Source organism: Amycolatopsis sp. NPDC006125, from assembly GCF_040614195.1.
GTDB classification, from domain to species: Bacteria; Actinomycetota; Actinomycetes; order Mycobacteriales; family Pseudonocardiaceae; genus Amycolatopsis_E; species Amycolatopsis_E tucumanensis.
Genome location: NZ_JBEXTZ010000001.1, coordinates 61415 through 77551, shown reverse-complemented (window position 1 = coordinate 77551; position 16137 = coordinate 61415). Strand labels below are relative to the sequence as shown.

Annotated in this window: 14 protein-coding genes and 2 pseudogenes; 6 read left to right on the top strand and 10 right to left on the bottom strand. The window is 70.1% G+C overall.

Features of this window, described 5'->3' with window-relative positions; genetic code table 11:
* Positions 1-76: 76 nt before the first annotated feature.
* The gene (locus ABZ193_RS00385) at positions 77-994 is read right to left on the bottom strand and encodes an NADP-dependent oxidoreductase (protein WP_237337076.1); all 918 of its coding nucleotides are present in this window, start codon (positions 992-994) and stop codon (positions 77-79) included.
* Positions 995-1118: 124 nt separating this feature from the next.
* Between ABZ193_RS00385 and ABZ193_RS00380 the strand changes: the two genes are divergently transcribed.
* Positions 1119-1769: a TetR family transcriptional regulator C-terminal domain-containing protein gene (locus ABZ193_RS00380; protein ID WP_354708299.1), complete on the top strand. Its 651-nt coding sequence runs from the start codon at positions 1119-1121 to the stop codon at positions 1767-1769.
* A gap of 682 nt (positions 1770-2451) precedes the next feature.
* Here ABZ193_RS00380 and ABZ193_RS00375 read toward each other — a convergent pair.
* On the bottom strand, positions 2452-3021 hold the full coding sequence (locus ABZ193_RS00375; protein WP_354708298.1) for a TetR family transcriptional regulator: 570 nt from the start codon (positions 3019-3021) through the stop codon (positions 2452-2454).
* Between the two features lie 90 nt (positions 3022-3111).
* Between ABZ193_RS00375 and ABZ193_RS00370 the strand changes: the two genes are divergently transcribed.
* A complete protein-coding gene (locus ABZ193_RS00370; protein WP_020418655.1) occupies positions 3112-3873 on the top strand; it encodes an oxidoreductase in 762 nt (253 codons plus the stop codon).
* 109 nt (positions 3874-3982) lie between these two features.
* Here the strand turns inward: ABZ193_RS00370 and ABZ193_RS00365 are convergent, their stop codons facing one another.
* Positions 3983-4492, bottom strand: a complete 510-nt coding sequence (locus tag ABZ193_RS00365) for a helix-turn-helix domain-containing protein (RefSeq protein ID WP_020418654.1) — start codon at positions 4490-4492, stop codon at positions 3983-3985.
* A 173-nt stretch (positions 4493-4665) separates the two neighbouring features.
* Here ABZ193_RS00365 and ABZ193_RS00360 point away from each other — a divergent pair, with 173 nt between their 5' ends.
* From ABZ193_RS00360 to ABZ193_RS00350, 3 genes are all read left to right on the top strand, one after another.
* Positions 4666-5547, top strand: coding sequence for an isocitrate lyase/PEP mutase family protein (locus ABZ193_RS00360; protein ID WP_020418653.1), 882 nt, complete (start codon positions 4666-4668; stop codon positions 5545-5547).
* A 50-nt stretch (positions 5548-5597) separates the two neighbouring features.
* On the top strand, positions 5598-6911 hold the full coding sequence (locus ABZ193_RS00355; protein WP_020418652.1) for an amidohydrolase family protein: 1314 nt from the start codon (positions 5598-5600) through the stop codon (positions 6909-6911).
* A 408-nt stretch (positions 6912-7319) separates the two neighbouring features.
* Positions 7320-8600 carry an MFS transporter gene (locus ABZ193_RS00350; protein WP_354708297.1) on the top strand — a complete coding sequence of 427 codons (1281 nt, stop codon included), beginning with the start codon at positions 7320-7322 and terminating at the stop codon, positions 8598-8600.
* Between the two features lie 63 nt (positions 8601-8663).
* Here ABZ193_RS00350 and ABZ193_RS00345 read toward each other — a convergent pair whose 3' ends face one another.
* On the bottom strand, positions 8664-9242 hold the full coding sequence (locus ABZ193_RS00345) for a TetR/AcrR family transcriptional regulator (RefSeq protein WP_354708296.1): 579 nt from the start codon (positions 9240-9242) through the stop codon (positions 8664-8666).
* An 85-nt stretch (positions 9243-9327) separates the two neighbouring features.
* Positions 9328-10440: pseudogene (locus ABZ193_RS00340) on the bottom strand (chloride channel protein); the annotation flags it as partial.
* A 165-nt stretch (positions 10441-10605) separates the two neighbouring features.
* Here ABZ193_RS00340 and ABZ193_RS00335 point away from each other — a divergent pair.
* A pseudogene (locus tag ABZ193_RS00335) lies at positions 10606-11478 on the top strand (IS481 family transposase); the annotation flags it as partial.
* A gap of 35 nt (positions 11479-11513) precedes the next feature.
* Here ABZ193_RS00335 and ABZ193_RS00330 read toward each other — a convergent pair.
* The 5 genes from ABZ193_RS00330 to ABZ193_RS00310 all read right to left on the bottom strand — a co-directional run bounded on the left by ABZ193_RS00330 (position 11514) and on the right by ABZ193_RS00310 (position 16060).
* Positions 11514-11933, bottom strand: coding sequence for a nuclear transport factor 2 family protein (locus ABZ193_RS00330; protein WP_354708295.1), 420 nt, complete (start codon positions 11931-11933; stop codon positions 11514-11516).
* Between the two features lie 138 nt (positions 11934-12071).
* Complete coding sequence (locus ABZ193_RS00325; RefSeq protein ID WP_354708294.1) at positions 12072-13235, bottom strand: acyl-CoA dehydrogenase family protein; 1164 nt, start codon at positions 13233-13235, stop codon at positions 12072-12074.
* Between the two features lie 17 nt (positions 13236-13252).
* A complete protein-coding gene (locus ABZ193_RS00320) occupies positions 13253-13999 on the bottom strand; it encodes an SDR family oxidoreductase (RefSeq protein ID WP_354708293.1) in 747 nt (248 codons plus the stop codon).
* A gap of 61 nt (positions 14000-14060) precedes the next feature.
* Positions 14061-15233: a thiolase family protein gene (locus ABZ193_RS00315; RefSeq protein WP_354708392.1), complete on the bottom strand. Its 1173-nt coding sequence runs from the start codon at positions 15231-15233 to the stop codon at positions 14061-14063.
* Between the two features lie 29 nt (positions 15234-15262).
* A complete protein-coding gene (locus tag ABZ193_RS00310) occupies positions 15263-16060 on the bottom strand; it encodes an SDR family oxidoreductase (RefSeq protein ID WP_354708292.1) in 798 nt (265 codons plus the stop codon).
* Positions 16061-16137: the final 77 nt, after the last annotated feature.

The following is a 16137-nucleotide window of genomic DNA, read 5'->3' as shown; positions in this document are numbered from 1 at the left end:
GCGACCCGGTCCCCCGCTGGCCCCGCGACGCTCCCGGGCACCGGCGGAAGGACGGGAGCGCAGCTGCCCCAGAAATTCAGGGGCGCACGCGGACGACGGTCTTGCCCTTGCGCCGCTCGGTCGGATTGAGCGCGGGGAGGGCGTCGTCGAGGGATACGACCGTGCCGATGTGCGTGCGGAGGCGTCCATCCCGCACCCGGTCGACGATCTCCACCAGCTGACCCGGAACGGACTCGACGACGAAGTCGATCGCGAGGCCGTCGACCGGGCGCGCCTCGACGGGCCCGACCACCGACACCAGTGTCCCGCCCGGCCGGAGGATGCTCGCCGAGCGCCGCTGGACGTCGCCGCCGACTACGTCGAAGACCAGGTCGACCCCGCCGATGTCGCCGAGGTCGTCGTGCTCGAGGTCGAGGAATTCGTTCGCGCCGAACTCGAGCGCCGCCTGGCGGTCCGCCGCCCGCCCGGTGCCGATGACATAACCACCGAACTCCCGGGCCAGCTGCGTCACCACCGCCCCGACCGCACCGGCCGCGCCGTGCGCCAGGACGCTCTGCCCCGCCCGGAGACGACCGTGCTGGAACAGGCCCTGCCACGCGGTCAACCCGGAAATCGGCAGACTCGCACCCACCGTGAAATCGACGTCCCCCGGCAACGGCGCGAGGTTGCGGGCCTCCACGGCCGCGTACTCGGCAAGGGTTCCGTCGCGGTGCCAGTCCGTGATCCCGAAAACCCGCTGCCCCAGCGAGAGTCCCGTCGTGCCGTAGCCCAGGGCGGTGACCACTCCGGCGAACTCGTGGCCGATGATGGCGTGCGTCCGACCGCGACCCGAACGATCGGCCCACGTCGAGGGCCACTCCCACTCAGCGGGCACGAAGCCCGACGCGTGCACTTCCACGACGACGTCATTGATCGCGGGTGTCGGCTCGGGCCGCTGGGCGAGGGTGATCCCGGCTGCTTCCGCGGCTTGGTCCGTCGCGACGATGGCCTTCATCGGTGCCTCCTGTCTCCTGCTCGCCATTCCCGGGCGAGCGATTTTGGGCTGAACAGCCCACTAACGGGAGTGAACACGACCACGGAGTGGGCTGTCAAGCCCAATCTGGGATACCGTGTGAAGCATGGAAGCCAGAACGGAAGCTCGAGCGCCGCAGAAGCTGACGGGCAAGGGGCAGGCCACGCGCGCCCGCATCCTCGAGCACGCCGCGGAGCTGATCTACGCCAAGGGCGTCCACGCGACGAACAACGAGCAGCTCCGGCGCGCGGCTGGCATCAGCGGATCACAGCTCAACTACTACTTCCCCACCAAGGAAAGCCTCGTCCTCGCGGTCATCCAGTGGCAGGCCGAGCGCGTCCTCACCTTCCACCGCAGCGAACGGTTCACCCGCTTCGAAAGCCTCGACTCGCTGCGAGAATGGGCGCGCTACTACATCGCCTACGAGCGCTCCTGCCAAGAAGGCTGCACCCTCGGCTCGCTCGCCAGCGAGATCATCAAGACCGACCTGGACGTCCGCACCGAACTCGCGAGCGCGTTCCGGCAATGGATAGACATCTTCCGGGACGGGATCGAAAGGATGCAACAACTCGGCCGCATCAGCGCCGAGGCCGATCCCACCCGCCTGGCCCACCTCCTGCTCTCCGCCTTCCAGGGCGGCATGCTCCTCGCCCAGGTCGCCCGCGACATCGCCCCGCTCGAAGACGCTCTACGAGCAGCCATCGATCACGTTCGCGCATTCGCGATGCCCCCCGCCGAGGAACTCGAAGACCAGTAACAGCGAGTGCTATGCCGGTGGGCAACATCCGGCGGGGCCGAGGCGCGTCTGGCTCGGCAGCATCAGCCGGTGGAGACCGAGCAGGCGCCTGGTCGTGAGCGCTGATCCAGGCGGCAGCCTCGTGACTTCCGTCGTCGCGCTTCCCGACGTCGACGGTGTTGTACGGCCAGGCGTTCGACACTGCGCAGTTGGACACCGATTCCGACTTGGGCTCAGGCGGTCGCCATGTGCGCGAACTGGCTTTCGACCACCTCGTGAGGCAGATCCGGCTGGCCGTTGAGCGCTGAAGGCGGAAGCGCCGCCGCATCGAGCGGCGCGGTCGCCGTCGGTCGAAGGGCCGGCCAGTACACGACGCGCTGTAATCCGCGGCGTTATTCTGCTGAACGGCGTGGCGGCGTCGTGGGTCTCACGACGCGATCAACAATCCACCAGTGAGCCGGCAACCCTCTGATGCCGATTCACGGAAGTACCGGCTCAGTACCACCTCGGCATCATGCCATCCTTCAAGGTCACCAGATTCAACTCGAGCACTTCGCGGGGACACGAGCCCGACGATGCCCGGCGAGGTAGTCATAGTCGTTGGCGGAGTCGCCCTCGACACCACATCATCGTCACTTCGACGGCACGCGACGTCCCGCTGCGCCGCGCGAACCAGGCTTTCGGCGGTGGCCACACCAACGGGTCAGCCGAGCACGCGTAGCGCCTGGTCGACCGCCGCGCGCAGCCGTTGCGGGTCGTGGCCCGCGCGGTGGCGTACCCGCAGCCCGGCGAGGGTGGTGAACAGCAGGTCGGCGGTGGCCTCGGCGTCGAGGTCGGCAGCCAGTTCACCGGCGGCGATCCCGCGCCGCAACAACGCGGCGATCGCGACGATCGTGCCTTCGAATGCCGCATCCACCCGCCGGCTGGTTTCCGGGTCGTCCGTGCCCAGCTCGGTGGCGGTGTGGATGACCAGGCAGCCCGGCACGTCGGCGGGCTCGACCATCGAGTAGAGCCAGTCGCGCAACACGAGGCGGACTGGCCGGTCGTCCTCCAGTGCGGCGGTGCAGCGCGCGGACTCCGACGCCTGGTAATGATCCAGAGCGCGCAGGAACAGCGCGTGCTTGTCCCCGAAGGTCCGGTAGAGACTGCTCGGGTTGAGGGCGAGCGCCTCCCCGAGGTCGCGGGTGGACGTGGCGTGGTAGCCGCGCCGATGGAACAGCTCCGTCGCGCGCGCGAGCACTTCCCCCTCGTCGAACTGCCGAGACCGTGCCACGCACCCAGACTACCCCAGGTTGTGGAGCGACTGCTCCCGTTGTACTGTCCAGACCATACGGGAGCGATCGCTCCCAAAAAGGAGGCAGTGATGGACAACAAAGTGGCCGTCGTCAGCGGTGGCACGAAGGGCATCGGCGCCGCGGTCGTCGAGCGCCTGCGCAAGGACGGCTACTGGGTCGTCACGGGTTCGCGCTCGGCTACACCGGAGCAGGGTGACGACCTGACCGTCGTCCGCGCGGATCTCGCGACCGCCGAGGGGGTCGAGGCGCTCGCTGCTGCCGCACTGCGGCTCGGCCGGGTCGACGCGCTGGTCAACAACGTCGGGCAGTTCGAGGCCCGGAGTTCGTTCCTCGACGTCACCGACGCGCAGTGGCAGCAGGGCTTCAACGCGAACGTCCTGTCGGCCGTGCGCCTCACGCGCGCACTGCTGCCGGCGCTGCTGGAGCGCGGCGGAGCGATCGTCAACGTGTCGTCGATCAACGCACGGTTGCCGTTCCCGATGGTGGTGGACTACTCCGCGCACAAAGCGGCGCTGACCAACCTCACCACGGCGCTGTCGGAGGAGTTCGCACCGCGAGGGGTCCGGGTGAACACCGTGTCGCCCGGGCCTGTCCGCACGCCGGGCTGGACCGATGACGGCCGTCTCGGCGACAGCATGGCCAGCGCGTCCGGCACCACCCGCGATCAGGTACTGGACGAGGGCGTGCCCGCGAGCATGGGCATCGCACTCGGCCGGATGGGCGAAGCCGGTGAAATCGCCGACGCGGTCGCGTTCCTCCTCGGGCCCCAGGCCCGGTGGATCACCGGCACCGACCTCGTGATCGACGGCGGGACCATCAAGGCGGCGTGACACTCCCCGGGGCTTCGGGCCTCGGGGTGCGCCCCGAAGCCCGAAACCCGCGGAAAGCCTGCTCTCGCCGAACCTTCGGCGTGATGGACAAGCCCGCGCCCGGCCGCCGTCAGCTCGCCTGGGCAGCCGGCATCCCGTCCCCGGTCCCCGTCATGGCGTCGAGCGCGGCGTCGTCGGTCCTCCGGGCCGTCAGCCGCGCGGGCGGCACACACTGACCGTCCGGCGTGACGAACGCCAGTTGCGCGGCCGTGCCCGTGTCTTCCAGGGTGAACCGTGGCGAGGTGCCGCCGGGACGCGGCCGGTGAGCGCGGCCCCAGCTCGCCAGCGCCGCCATGACCACGTTCAAGCTGCGGCCGGCTTCGGTGAGTACGTACTCCTCCCTGGCCCGCAGCCCCGGCTCCCGGTAGGTCCGCCGCTCCATGAGGCCTTCGTCCACCAGCTGCGCGAGCCGTTTGGCCAAGATGTTCGGCGCGATCCCCAGCTCCTCCCGGAACTCCTGGAACCGTGTCGAGCCCGCCAGCATCGCCTCCCGGACGATCAGCAGCGTCCAGCTGTCGCCGAGCACCTGCAGCGTCCGGGCGATGGAGCAAGTCGAGTCCTTGCCGAGCGTCTTGGGCACGCCACGATCGTACCCACTTGAGTAGCCCCCAGCTAGCCAGCCCGGCCGCCCGGCTGGGTTGCACGAAGAAATCCAGCGATGCTAGCTTGCTGAAAGCAAGTCAGCAGCCTTGCAGCACCCCAGCGCGCCACGGGCGCGCGAACCGTCCGCACTTCGCATCAAGGAGGCCCATCGTGCCGTCGACCCCAGCCCAGCGCCGTGCGGCGTTCGCCGAGCTCGTCCGGTCCCCCGCGCCACTCATACTCCCGGGCGCCTATGACGCCTTCACCGCGAAGCTCGTCGAACGCGCCGGTTTCCCCGCGACCTACCTCGGCAGTTTCGCCGCCGCCGCGAGCACGTTCGGCGAGCCGGACGTCGGACTGATCACGATGACCGAAATGGTGGACGCGGCGCGCCGGATCGTCGAGGCGACCGAGCTGCCCGTGCTCGTGGACGGCGAGAACGGCTTCTACGAGCCCGAGAACATCTGGCGGACGGTACGGGCCTTCGAGTCCGCCGGCGTGGTGGGCATCCACATCGAGGACAACCTCGGCGGCAAGCACACGTCGCGACCGGCGGGACTGATGTCTCCCGAGCGGATGGCGAAGCGCATCCGGGCGGCGCTGGACGCCCGCACGGATCCGACCTTCCAGATCATCGCGCGGTCGGACGCGGCCTGGGTACACCGGGACATCGACGACGCCGTCAACCGCCTGCAGAGCTATGTCGCCGCCGGGGCCGACGCGGTTTTCGCTCCCGCGATTCCCGCGGCCAAGCTGAAGGAGGTCCGCTCGCGCATCGACGCCCCCGTCATGGTGGCCGCGGACCTGTTCGACGCTCCGGGCGGCGACCGCCCGGGCAGCACGCTCGCGGAGTACGCCGACGCGGGAGCGGACATCCTCCTGCTGTGGTACAGCCTCATCGGCGCGGCGGCCAAGAGCGTCACAGCGGTTCTCGACGCGCTCGAGGAGGGCCGGGAGGTCGCCGACATCCGCGGCCTGATGCTCGGGCAGCACACGTTCGAGTCCCTTATGGACTACGCCGCCTACGAGCGACGCGCCGCCCGGTACCAGTGACGCCCCCAGCTCCGCAATCCCGGTCCGTTCTGACGAAAGACGGTAACCCCATGAACAACGACAATCCCACCGGCACTACCGCGTTCACCGACGCGCGGGTGATCGTAGGCGACGGCACCACGGTTCTCGACGACGCCGTGATCACAGTCCAGGATGGACGCATCACCGGCCTCAGCCAGGCCCCGGCCGGGGACCTCACCGGCGCGAGCGTGGTCTCGTTGCGGGGCAAAACGGTCATGCCCGCGCTGGTCAACCCGCACGGGCACATCGGCTACATGCGAGGTGCCGCCTGCGATCCGGGCTTCTATTCGCGCGAGAACATCCTCGACCACCTCCGCCGGTTCGTCTACTACGGAATCAGCACGTTCCAGTGCCTCGGGACCGACCGGAACGGCATCGAGATCGCCATCCGCGACGAGCAACGCTCGGGAATCCTTGACGACCCGGACCTGGCGACCTTCTTCACCGCGGGCTCCGGCCTGGTCGCGGCGCCCGGCCCCGGGCAGGCCAGCGGCGCGCCGTTCTTCGCCGTCGACGCGGTGCACCAGGTGACCGACCCGGCGGACGGGCGGGCCTTCGTGCGCGAGCTCGCGGGGCGGAAGGTCGACGCGGTCAAGTTCTGGATCGACGACCGGGGCGGCACCGCGGCCAAGCTGTCGCCGGAGGCGTGCCGGGAGATCGTCGACGAAGCCCACGAGCACGGCATCCCGGCCGCGGCGCACATCTACACCGTCGAGGACGCGAAGGTCGCGCTCGACGCCGGTGCCGACATCCTCGCCCACATGCCCCGCAGCCCGGGTCCCGACCAGGAGCTGATCGAACGGCTCGTCGAGCGCGACACCGCGGTCTTCACCTCGATGAGCGTGCAGGGCCCGACGCGCACCGAATGGCTGGACGATCCGGCGGTGCGGGAGACGCTGCCGGCCACCGCCATCGAGGAGCTGCGCGGCCGGATGCGGGCGCGAGGCGGGGAACCACTGTTCGACACCGGCGAGACCTACCGCCGCCTGCAGGAGAACTTCGCCACCCTGCACCAAGCCGGCGTCCGGCTCGTCTACTCGGCCGACACGGGCCTGCTCGCGCAGCTCCCCGGGCTCGCCGAGCACCGGGAGCTCGAAGCGCTGGTCGAAGCGGGCCTGTCCCCGATCGAGGCGATCGAGTTCGCCACCCGGCGCTCGTCCCACCTGCTGGGGCTGACCGACCGGGGGACCATCGAGGTCGGCAAGCGGGCCGACCTGCTGGTCCTCGACGCCGACCCGCGCGCGGACATCACCAACACCCGCCGCATCGCCGATGTCGTGCTCGAGGGGCGGGTCGTGGACCGCGAACGCCTGCGGCGGCAGTGGCGAACCGACGGCGAGTGACCCGTTGCCCGATCGGCGCCCCTGCGCGGTAACCCGCGGTGCCAGCCGCTCGTAAGTGCGACCAGCCGAGTACGGCTCCCTGCCGGGCCATCACACCACTCGGACCCCGCCGTGACGCCGGGACCGCCTCGTCGCGGACATCAGGCCGCCACCGTCACACCGCGGCCGAAATGCACGGGCAACCTTTCCTCCAGCGTCTTGTACCGACCGGTCAATATGCCTATAGTTCAGGCAACGTCGCGCACCACTGCTCCCCTGGATCGTGGGCGCGTCGTCCGCCTCCTGCCCCAGCTCTTGTGCGGGGCAGGCGGCATCCACCCGGCCGGCCCCACCGCTAGGAACGGGTCAGATCGACCGGTACAAAGCGCCGCGTGGTGAAGCGAATCTCCCCCGAAGTCGTTGGAGGTAATGATGGTGGTCGAGCAACAACAGGCGGCGCGGGTCAATCCCGCGCGCGTGGCCTTCGCCAGCTTCGTCGGCACGGCGATCGAGTGGTACGACTTCTTCCTGTTCGGTTCGGCGGCGACCCTGGTGTTCAACACCCAGTTCTTCCCCACCCTGAGCCCGTTGGCCGGGACTCTCGCGGCCTTCGCGACGTTCGGCGTCGCCTTCGTCGCGCGCCCGCTGGGCGGTATCGTGTTCGGGCACTTCGGCGACCGGCTCGGCCGGAAGCGGATGCTGATCCTGTCCCTGCTGTTGATGGGCGGCGGGACGGTCGCCATCGGCGTGTTGCCCACCTACGCCCAGATCGGCCTCGCCGCGCCTCTCCTGCTGGTTCTCGTCCGGCTGGTCCAGGGCTTCGCGGTGGGCGGCGAATGGGGTGGCGCCGTGCTGATGGCGGTGGAGCACGCCCCGCCGCGGCGGCGGGCCTTCTACGGCAGCTGGCCGCAGGCCGGCGTCCCGGCCGGGCTCGTGCTGTCGGCCGCGGCGTTCCTCGCGGTGCAGCAGCTGCCGAAGGACCAGCTGTTGTCGTGGGGCTGGCGCCTGCCGTTCCTGGCCAGCGCGGTGCTCATCGCGGTCGGCTTCTACGTGCGTTCCCGCCTCAGCGAGTCGCCCGAGTTCGAGCAGGTGTCGCAGGCCCGGGAAGTGTCGAAGTTCCCGCTGAAGGACACCCTGCGACGTTCCCTCCGCTCCGTTCTCGTCGGTCTGTTCGCCCAAGCCGCGTCCAACATCCCCTTCTACGTGGTGACCGTGTTCGTGCTGTCGTACGGCCCCGGCGAGGTCGGCATCTCCCGCAGCACGGTGCTGACCTGCTTGATCGTCGCCTCGTTGCTGGACATCGCCGCGGTGCCGCTGGTGGCCGTCCTCGCCGACCGCATCGGCAGGCGGAACGTCCTGCTGGCCGGGGCGGTCTACTCGGCCCTCGCCGCGTTCCCGTTCTTCTGGCTGATCGACAGCGGCGCCCCCGCCGCGGTGCTCATCGCGATGTTCCTGTTCGCCTGCCTCGGCCACGCGCTGAGCTACAGCGCCATGGCCGGCTTCCTGGCCGAGCTGTTCGACGCCGAGCACCGCTACACCGGCGTCTCGGTCGCGTACCAGGTGGGCGGGCTGATCACCAGCGGTCCGGCGCCGTTCATCGCCGCGGCCCTGTTCGCCGGCTTCGGTGGCTCCTGGGTGATCTCCCTGTACATCGTCCTGGCGTGCGCGATCACGTTCACCGCGCTCCTGTTCACGCCGCGCCGGCACTGAGCGGCGGGAAAACCGGGACACCGCGCTGATCCAGAGCCGGGCCCCGCGGCCGGAACCGCGGGGCTACCGGCCCACGAGCGTGGTGACCAGTGTTTCGGCGATGGCGCGGAGCTCGTCAGGCGTGTGGTCCACCCGTTCCAGCACGGCGATGCCGCGGGTGGTGGTGACGACCAGGCGCGCGACCGCCCTGATGTCGACGGCCAGTTCCACGCCGTCGTCGATGGCGACGAGCGCGTCGTGGACGAGGTCTTCCAGCTCGTCCAGCATCGCGCGGACCGCGGCTTCCACCCGGGGAGAGTCCGTCGCGGCCTCGACGGCCGTGCGGGTGGACAGGCAGCCGCGGGACGGGGAGCCGGCCGAGAACATGGCGATGCAGTAGTCGAAGAAGGACAGCAGGGCGGTCCGCTTGTCGGGGCCGTTCAGCGCGTCACGGGCGCCTGCGAGGAAGCGATCGGTGTATTCGCCGAAGGCACGAAGGAAGATCTCCTCCTTGCCCCCGTAGGCGTGGTACAGCGAGCCACGCTGAACACCGGTGCCCGCGGCGAGGTCGAGCATCGACGTCGCGCGGAACCCCCGCTCGGCGAAGACGTCGAGCGCGCGCTCGAGCGCCACTCGCTCGTCGAACTGCCGAACCCCGGCCATGAAACTCCTTCCTGTCCCGCGCCCGACGAACTCTACCGGGATCGAAGATGCTGCCTCCGGACAGCGGTAGTGCCACGGCCCAGCCGATCACCGCAGCGGGCCCGAGTGACGACAGCAGGCCCGGCCCGCTCAGCTCGGCCGCCAGCACGACCGCCGTGGCCGGAGCGCGGGCGCCGGCCGCGAGGCAGGCGGCCATCCCCACGACGGCCGCCCCCGGTACCGGGAACGCGGCGCCTACGGCCGCGCCGACGAACAGCGCCGGACCGATGGTGCCACCCACCCCGCCGACGCCGAGGGTGACGCTCGTCGCGAGGATCTTGGCGGCTGCCAACAGAAGCAGGGCGCCGGTGCTTCCGGATCCCGTGGCCGTGTTGGTGATGACATCCTGCCCGATCCCGCCGACCTGGGGCACCGCGAGTACCGCCGCGCCCATCAGCACCCCGCCGACGGCCGGGCGCGCCCACTCGGGCCACCGCCACACCAGATCGGCCGCCCGCCGCACCACGTGCAGGCTCCAGATCAGCGAGACCCCGGCGAACCCGGCGAGCAGCGCCACCGGCACGGTGGCCAGGTGCGGGCCGAACCCGGCGATGTCCGGTGCGGGCAGCCGCAGCGGTTCCCCCGGCAGGGCCCAGGCGACCGTGGTTCCGGACACGGCCCCGGCCACCGTCGCGGCCAGCTCGAGCGGGCTCACGCCGGTCAGCAGGACCTCCACGACCAGGACGACGCCGGCCATCGGCGCCTGGAAGGACCCGGCGACCCCGCCCGCCACGGCGGACGCCACCGTCGATCGCACCAGCGTGACCGGTACTCGCGGCAGCCGCACCAGCGCCGAGCCGAGTGCCGCGGAGATGTGGATGATCGGGCCCTCGCTCCCGGCCGATCCCCCGGAACCGAGAGTGAGACCGGCGGCAATCCCCTTGACGCCCGCGACGCGGGGACGGAGTGGCTCCGCCGTCGCGAGCGCTCGCCGGACCTGCGGAACCCCGCCGCCCCCGGCCTCCGGCGCACACACCGCCAGCAACGGCCCGTAAGCCAGCGCTGCCACTGCCGGGGCGAGAAGAACCACCGGCGCCGGCGCACCGTGCAGCAGCCATCGGCACGCCGCCACGGTCTGGATGAGAGCGACACCGGAAGCGCCGGCCAGGGCACCCGCGAGCACCGCGAGCACCAAGGCCGCGGGCCATCTTCGCGTCATCGTTGAAAGGCCCGTGCCGAAGGCGCCGGCACCCGGCCATCCGGGCCGCCCGCAGTCAGCTCGGATGCGGCCGCCGTGTGTCCGAAAGCGACAGTGTTGGCAGCGCCTAGGTCTAAAACTGACGGAGGTTGTTGACAGTCTGGGCTCCTGATCAAGGGAGGCCTTATGGCTGAGCGAGTGCGGAGCGAGAAGGACCTGGTCAGGCGCGCGAACCGGCACCTGGCCGTTCTTCGTCACGCGGAGTCGATCAGTGGCAATGTCGCGGCGACCTGCCGGTATCACGGCATCAGCCGCACCGTGTTCTACCGGTGGAAACACCGCTACGAAGACGAGGGCATCGACGGTCTGAAGGACCGGTCCAGCGCACCGCCGCACTGCCCGACCATCACCCACCCGCAGGTGGTCGAGAAGATCATCCACCTACGGCAGCATTACCACTTCGGCCCGCTGAAGATCAGCATGTACCTGCGTCGCTACCACGACCAGGAGATCAGCGCCTCCACGATCTATCGCATCCTCAAACGCCTGCGCCTGAGCCGGCTGCCGGCCTCTCAGCGCTACAAGCGCCATCAGCAGCGCTGGAAGCGTTACGAGAAGCAGCGCCCAGGCCACCAGTTGCAGATCGACGTCAAGTTCGTCGAACCGATCACCACCGACGCCGGCCGAAAGAAGCGGTACTACACCGCGATCGATGACCGCACCCGGCTGCGGATCCTGACGATTCACCCGCGGTCTGACCAGAAGACCGCGATCCAGTTCCTGGACCATGTGCTGTCCAGCCTGCCGGTTCAGGTTGAGAAGATCCAGACCGACAACGGGGCGGAGTTCCAGTCGGCGTTTCACTGGCACCTGCTCGACCAGGGCATCGGTCACGTCTACATCCGCCCCGCCACCCCACGTCTCAACGGCAAGATCGAGCGCTCACACCGCATTGACGCTGAGGAGTTCTACCGCCTACTCAACGGCGTCGTCCTCGGTGACATCGCGGTGTTCAACGAGAAGCTCAAGGAATGGGAGGACTACTACAACTATCACCGCCCCCACGGCGGCCCCGGCGCGCCCGCGGCGCACGATCAGGTCGACTGCGGGGTCAGACGCTGGAAGAGTTCCCACGCAGCCCGCTCGACGTGGTTGTGCAGCAGCTTGCCGTCTTCGCGCACCTCCCACACCGCGGTTCCGCTGAACGAGATCGGCCGTCCGTCCGGCTCGGTGCCGAACATTCCCTTGTTGCGGCCGTGCACCCGCCAGCGCGAGGCGACACGGCTGCCGTCGTGGTTCTGGAACGTTTCGACGACCTCCAGCCTGAAGTCGTCGATCTTCTCCCGGAACGCCCGGATCCACGCCTTGAAGTTCTCGCGCCCTTCGATGCGCTCGCCCGCGTTCGTGATGACGAAGTCCTCGACGACGTAGCGGTCCGCGGCGTCCGGGTTGCCCGCGTTCCACACGTCGCGCCAGAACGACTCGACCACGTCCACCGAGTTCACCGGCGACATCGGCAACCTCCTCGACCTATGTTTGACAACACTGTCAAACATAGGCGGTCCCGCCTTCGCAGCCCAGCTTTTTGCGAGCACCGCCACACGACAACGGCCGGGCACCCGAAGTGCCCGGCCGAATCCGTCGTGCGTCGGTCAGCTCGCGACCGTGAAGGCGTCCTCGAACGTGTAGCCGCCGAGCAGTTCCCGGGCGGCCACCATGTACTGGATGGTGGGCGTACCCTCCTCCAGCCAGTTCAGGCGCGCGTCGCGGTAGAGGCGTTCGATCGGGTACTTCCGCGTGTAGCCGATCCCGCCGTGCACCAGCAGCGCACGGTCGGTGACCCGGCCGACGGCCTCCAGTCCGAACTGCTTGACCAGTGACGACTCGGCCGGGATCCGCTTGCCGCTGTCCCATTTGGACGCCGCGTCCGCCAGCATGCCGCGCAACGCGTACACGTCGGCGGCCATCTCGGCCAGGTAGCGCTGGATCGCCTGACGCTGCGCGATCGGCTTGCCGAACGTGACCCGCTCCTGCGCGTACTTCAGCGACAGCTCCAGCGCCCGCGACGCCGTGCCCAGCGAAGAGGCGGCGATGAACACCCGGCTGATCTCCAGCGCCCGCTCCAGGTGCGCGCCGCCCTCGCCCTCGGCGCCGACCAGAGCCGACACCGGTACCCGCACATCCTCGAACGTCAGCTCGCCGTGCTCGGCCCCCTTGCAGCCCATCGTCTCCGGCAGCGGCGCGATGGAGAACCCGGGGGTGTCGCGCGGCACGATGAGCGCCGAGACGTCCTGGTCGGACGTCTTGGCGAACACCAGGAAGTGCGAGGCGATGTCGGAGTTGGTGATGAGCCACTTGCGCCCGTTGAGCACGTACTCGTCACCCTCGCGCCGCGCGGTGGTCGACAGGTCGGCGCCGGTCCCGTTGCCCGGCTCGGTGAGCGCGAAGGCCAGCGACTTCTCGCCGGTCGCCGCGCCCGGCAGGATCTCCTTCTTCTGAGCGTCGTTCCCGATCTCGGACAGGGCGTGCGCGAAGGAGTTGTGCACGTGCACGATGGCCCGGATGCCACCCTGGATCTTCGCGAACTCGGCCAGGATCGGCAGGTACTGCGCCATCGACAGCCCGGCGCCGCCGTACTCCTGGGGCACGATCAGCCCGAACGCGCCACACGAACGCAGCGCGGGCAGGACGATGTCGTACGGAATGGTTTCGGTGTCCTCGATCTGGTGTTCCAGCGGGTCGAGCTCGTCCCAGATCGTGGCGAGCACACTGTCGCGCAGCTTCCGGTACTCGTCGACGGGCAGACCTGCGTTCATCGTTTCCTCCTTGGGATCTAAAGCGTCCAGCCGCCGTCGGCGGCGAGCACCGCACCGGTGCAGAACGTCGCGTCCTCGGCCAGGAAGACCGCGGCGCGGGCGATTTCCTCGACCGTGCCGAACCGCCCGAGCAGCGTGGCATCGGCGATCCTGGCGCGTGCCACGTCCGGGATCGCCGACGTCATGTCGGTGTCGACGAAACCCGGCGCGAGCACGTTGACCCGCACCCCCTTGGGCGCGAGTTCCTTCGCCAGGGAGCGGGCGAAGCCCACGGCCGCCGCCTTGGCGCTCGCGTAGGCCGTGTCGCCGGGGAAACCCACGGAGCCGACCGCGGAGCCGACCAGCACGACGCCGGGGCTCGCCCCCTGGGTCAGCCACGGGATCGCGGCCTGGACGAGCGCGGCGGTGCTTCTCAGGTTCGCCTCGACGACCTGCCACCAGTCGTCGAGATCGATCTTGGCGAGTTTGCCGCCCTGCCACACCGCCGCGTTGAGCACGAGCGTGTCGAGCCGGCCCCACTGGCCGGTGACCTGCTCGATCACCGCCCGGGCGCCCTCGGGCGCGGCGAGGTCGAAGGGCACCGGCAGAACTCGGTCCGGGTGGACCGCGGCGAGCTTCTCGACGAGCTCACCGCCGGTCCGGTAGGTACCGGCGACCCGCAGGCCCCGGTCGAGGAGCTGCTGCGCGATGCCGCCTCCGATACCGCGGGAGGCGCCGGTGACCAGGGCCACCCGCTCGCCGGTCATGCTGTCGTCTGCATCCATCACAGTATTGTACCGATCGGTCTATACGAATAGGTGTGTGACATTCATCGGAAGAGAAGGGTCAGATCCGCTCCACGATCGTGGCGTTGGCCATGCCGCCCCACTCGCACATCGTCTGGAGCCCGAAGCGGGCCCCGCGACGCTCCAGCGCGCCGACGAGCGTCGTCATGATCCGGGCGCCGCTGGCGCCCAGCGGGTGGCCGAGCGCGATGGCACCGCCGTGCACGTTGAGCCGGTCGTGCTCCACCTTGAGATCGTTCATCCAGGCCAGCGGAACCGGCGCGAACGCCTCGTTCACCTCGAACAGGTCGATGTCGTCGGCGGTCAGCCCGGCACGCTCGAGCACCGCGCGGGTGGCCGGCACGACGCCCATGAGCATGACGATCGGGTCGTCCCCGACGACGGCCATCGAGTGCACCCGCGCCCGCGGGGTCAGGCCCAGCTGCTCGGCCTTCTCCGCGCTCATCAGCAGGACGCCCGCCGCACCGTCGGTCAGCGGCGAGGAGTTGCCCGGCGTGATCTTCCAGTCGATCTCGGGGAACCGCCGCGCAGCCGCTTCGTCCACGAAGGACAGCCGGAGCCCGGCGAGCGCCTGGACCGCGGTCCCCGGCCGGACGGTCTCGTCGACGGTCACCCCGGGGGCGTCGGTGACGGTGATCAGATCGGGCGCGAAGGCATCCCGCGCGGCTGCGGCGCGGTGGTGCGAGGCCGCGGAGAACTCGTCCAGCTCGTCGCGGTCCAGCTGCCAGCGGGCGCAGATCAGCTCGGCGGAAAGCCCCTGGCCGATGAGCCCGCCACCGGGAAACCGCTCCGCGATCCGCGAGCCGAGGTGGTCGGCACCCTGGGCGTCGGAGTGCATCGGCACCCGCGACATCGATTCGACACCGCACGCGATGACGATGTCGGCCGCGCCGGCCTGGATCGCCTGTGCCGCGAAGTGCACGGCCTGCTGGCTCGAACCGCACTGCCGGTCGATCGTGGTCGCCGGCACCGAGAGCGGGAAGCCCGCGGCCAGCACGGCGCTGCGGGTGGGGTTGATCGCCTGCTCCCCCGCCTTGGTGACGCAACCGCCGATCACGTCGTCGACCAGGGCCGGATCGAGATCGGCGCGCCGGACGAGTGCGGCGAGGACGTCGGCGAGCAGGTGCACGGGGTGGACGTGCGAGAGCGCACCGCCCTTCTTCCCCTTGCCGACGGGCGTGCGCACAACGTCGACGATGACCGCGTCGCGCACTGGTGTCATGGTTCCTCCCTGGGGCGGGTTCACACCGACCGGCGGGTGCCGATCGGCAGCCGGGACGGCAGGGCGGGCATCGGGCCGCCCGTGCGGCCGCCGGGCACGCCGGCGAACCGATAAGGGACGGGCTCCCGGCCGGGCTGGACGACGACGACCTCGCTCGGGTCGTCGCCGACGGCGCACGAGACCAGCGCACGTGCCACGTCGGGCACGGTGACCAGCGGGAAGCCGAGCCGGTCGAGCTCGGAACGGGCGGCGCCCAGCATCGGCGTGTCGACCAGGCCGGGGCAGACCGCGTGCAGCCCGACCCCCTTGGCGGCGAGCGTGGGCGCGTAGCTCCGGACCAAGCCGATCACCGCGTGCTTCGTCATCGCGTACACCGGATCGAACGGCACCGCGGTCATGCCCGCGAGTGACGCGGTCACGACCGCGCGCCCGCGCGCGGCCAGCAGCCGCGGCACGAGGGCCTGCAAGCCGTGGACCACGCCGTCGACGTTGACCGACCACGCGCGGCGGTAGGCCACGGGATCGACGTCGAGGAGCTCCGCTTCGCCGAGTGCGACGCCCGCGTTCAGCACCAGCGCGATGAGGGGAACACCCGCGGCCGCGACGGCTTCGACCGCCACTTCCCAGGCTCCGGGGTCACCCACGTCGAAGGCCACCGCGGAGGCGGCTCCGGCTTCGTCCGCCGCGCGGCCGGCCGCGTCGATGTCGAGGTCGGCGACGATGACGTGCAGTCCGCGTTCGGTGAGTTGCCGGACGACCTCGCGGCCGATTCCGCCCGCCCCGCCGGTGACGAGGGCACACCCCGCGCTGCTGGTCACGATTCCTCCCGGGATCCGACGCTGGACTGGCTCGAACAATACCTGTATAGACCGGTCGGTACAAGACTTTAGGCAGA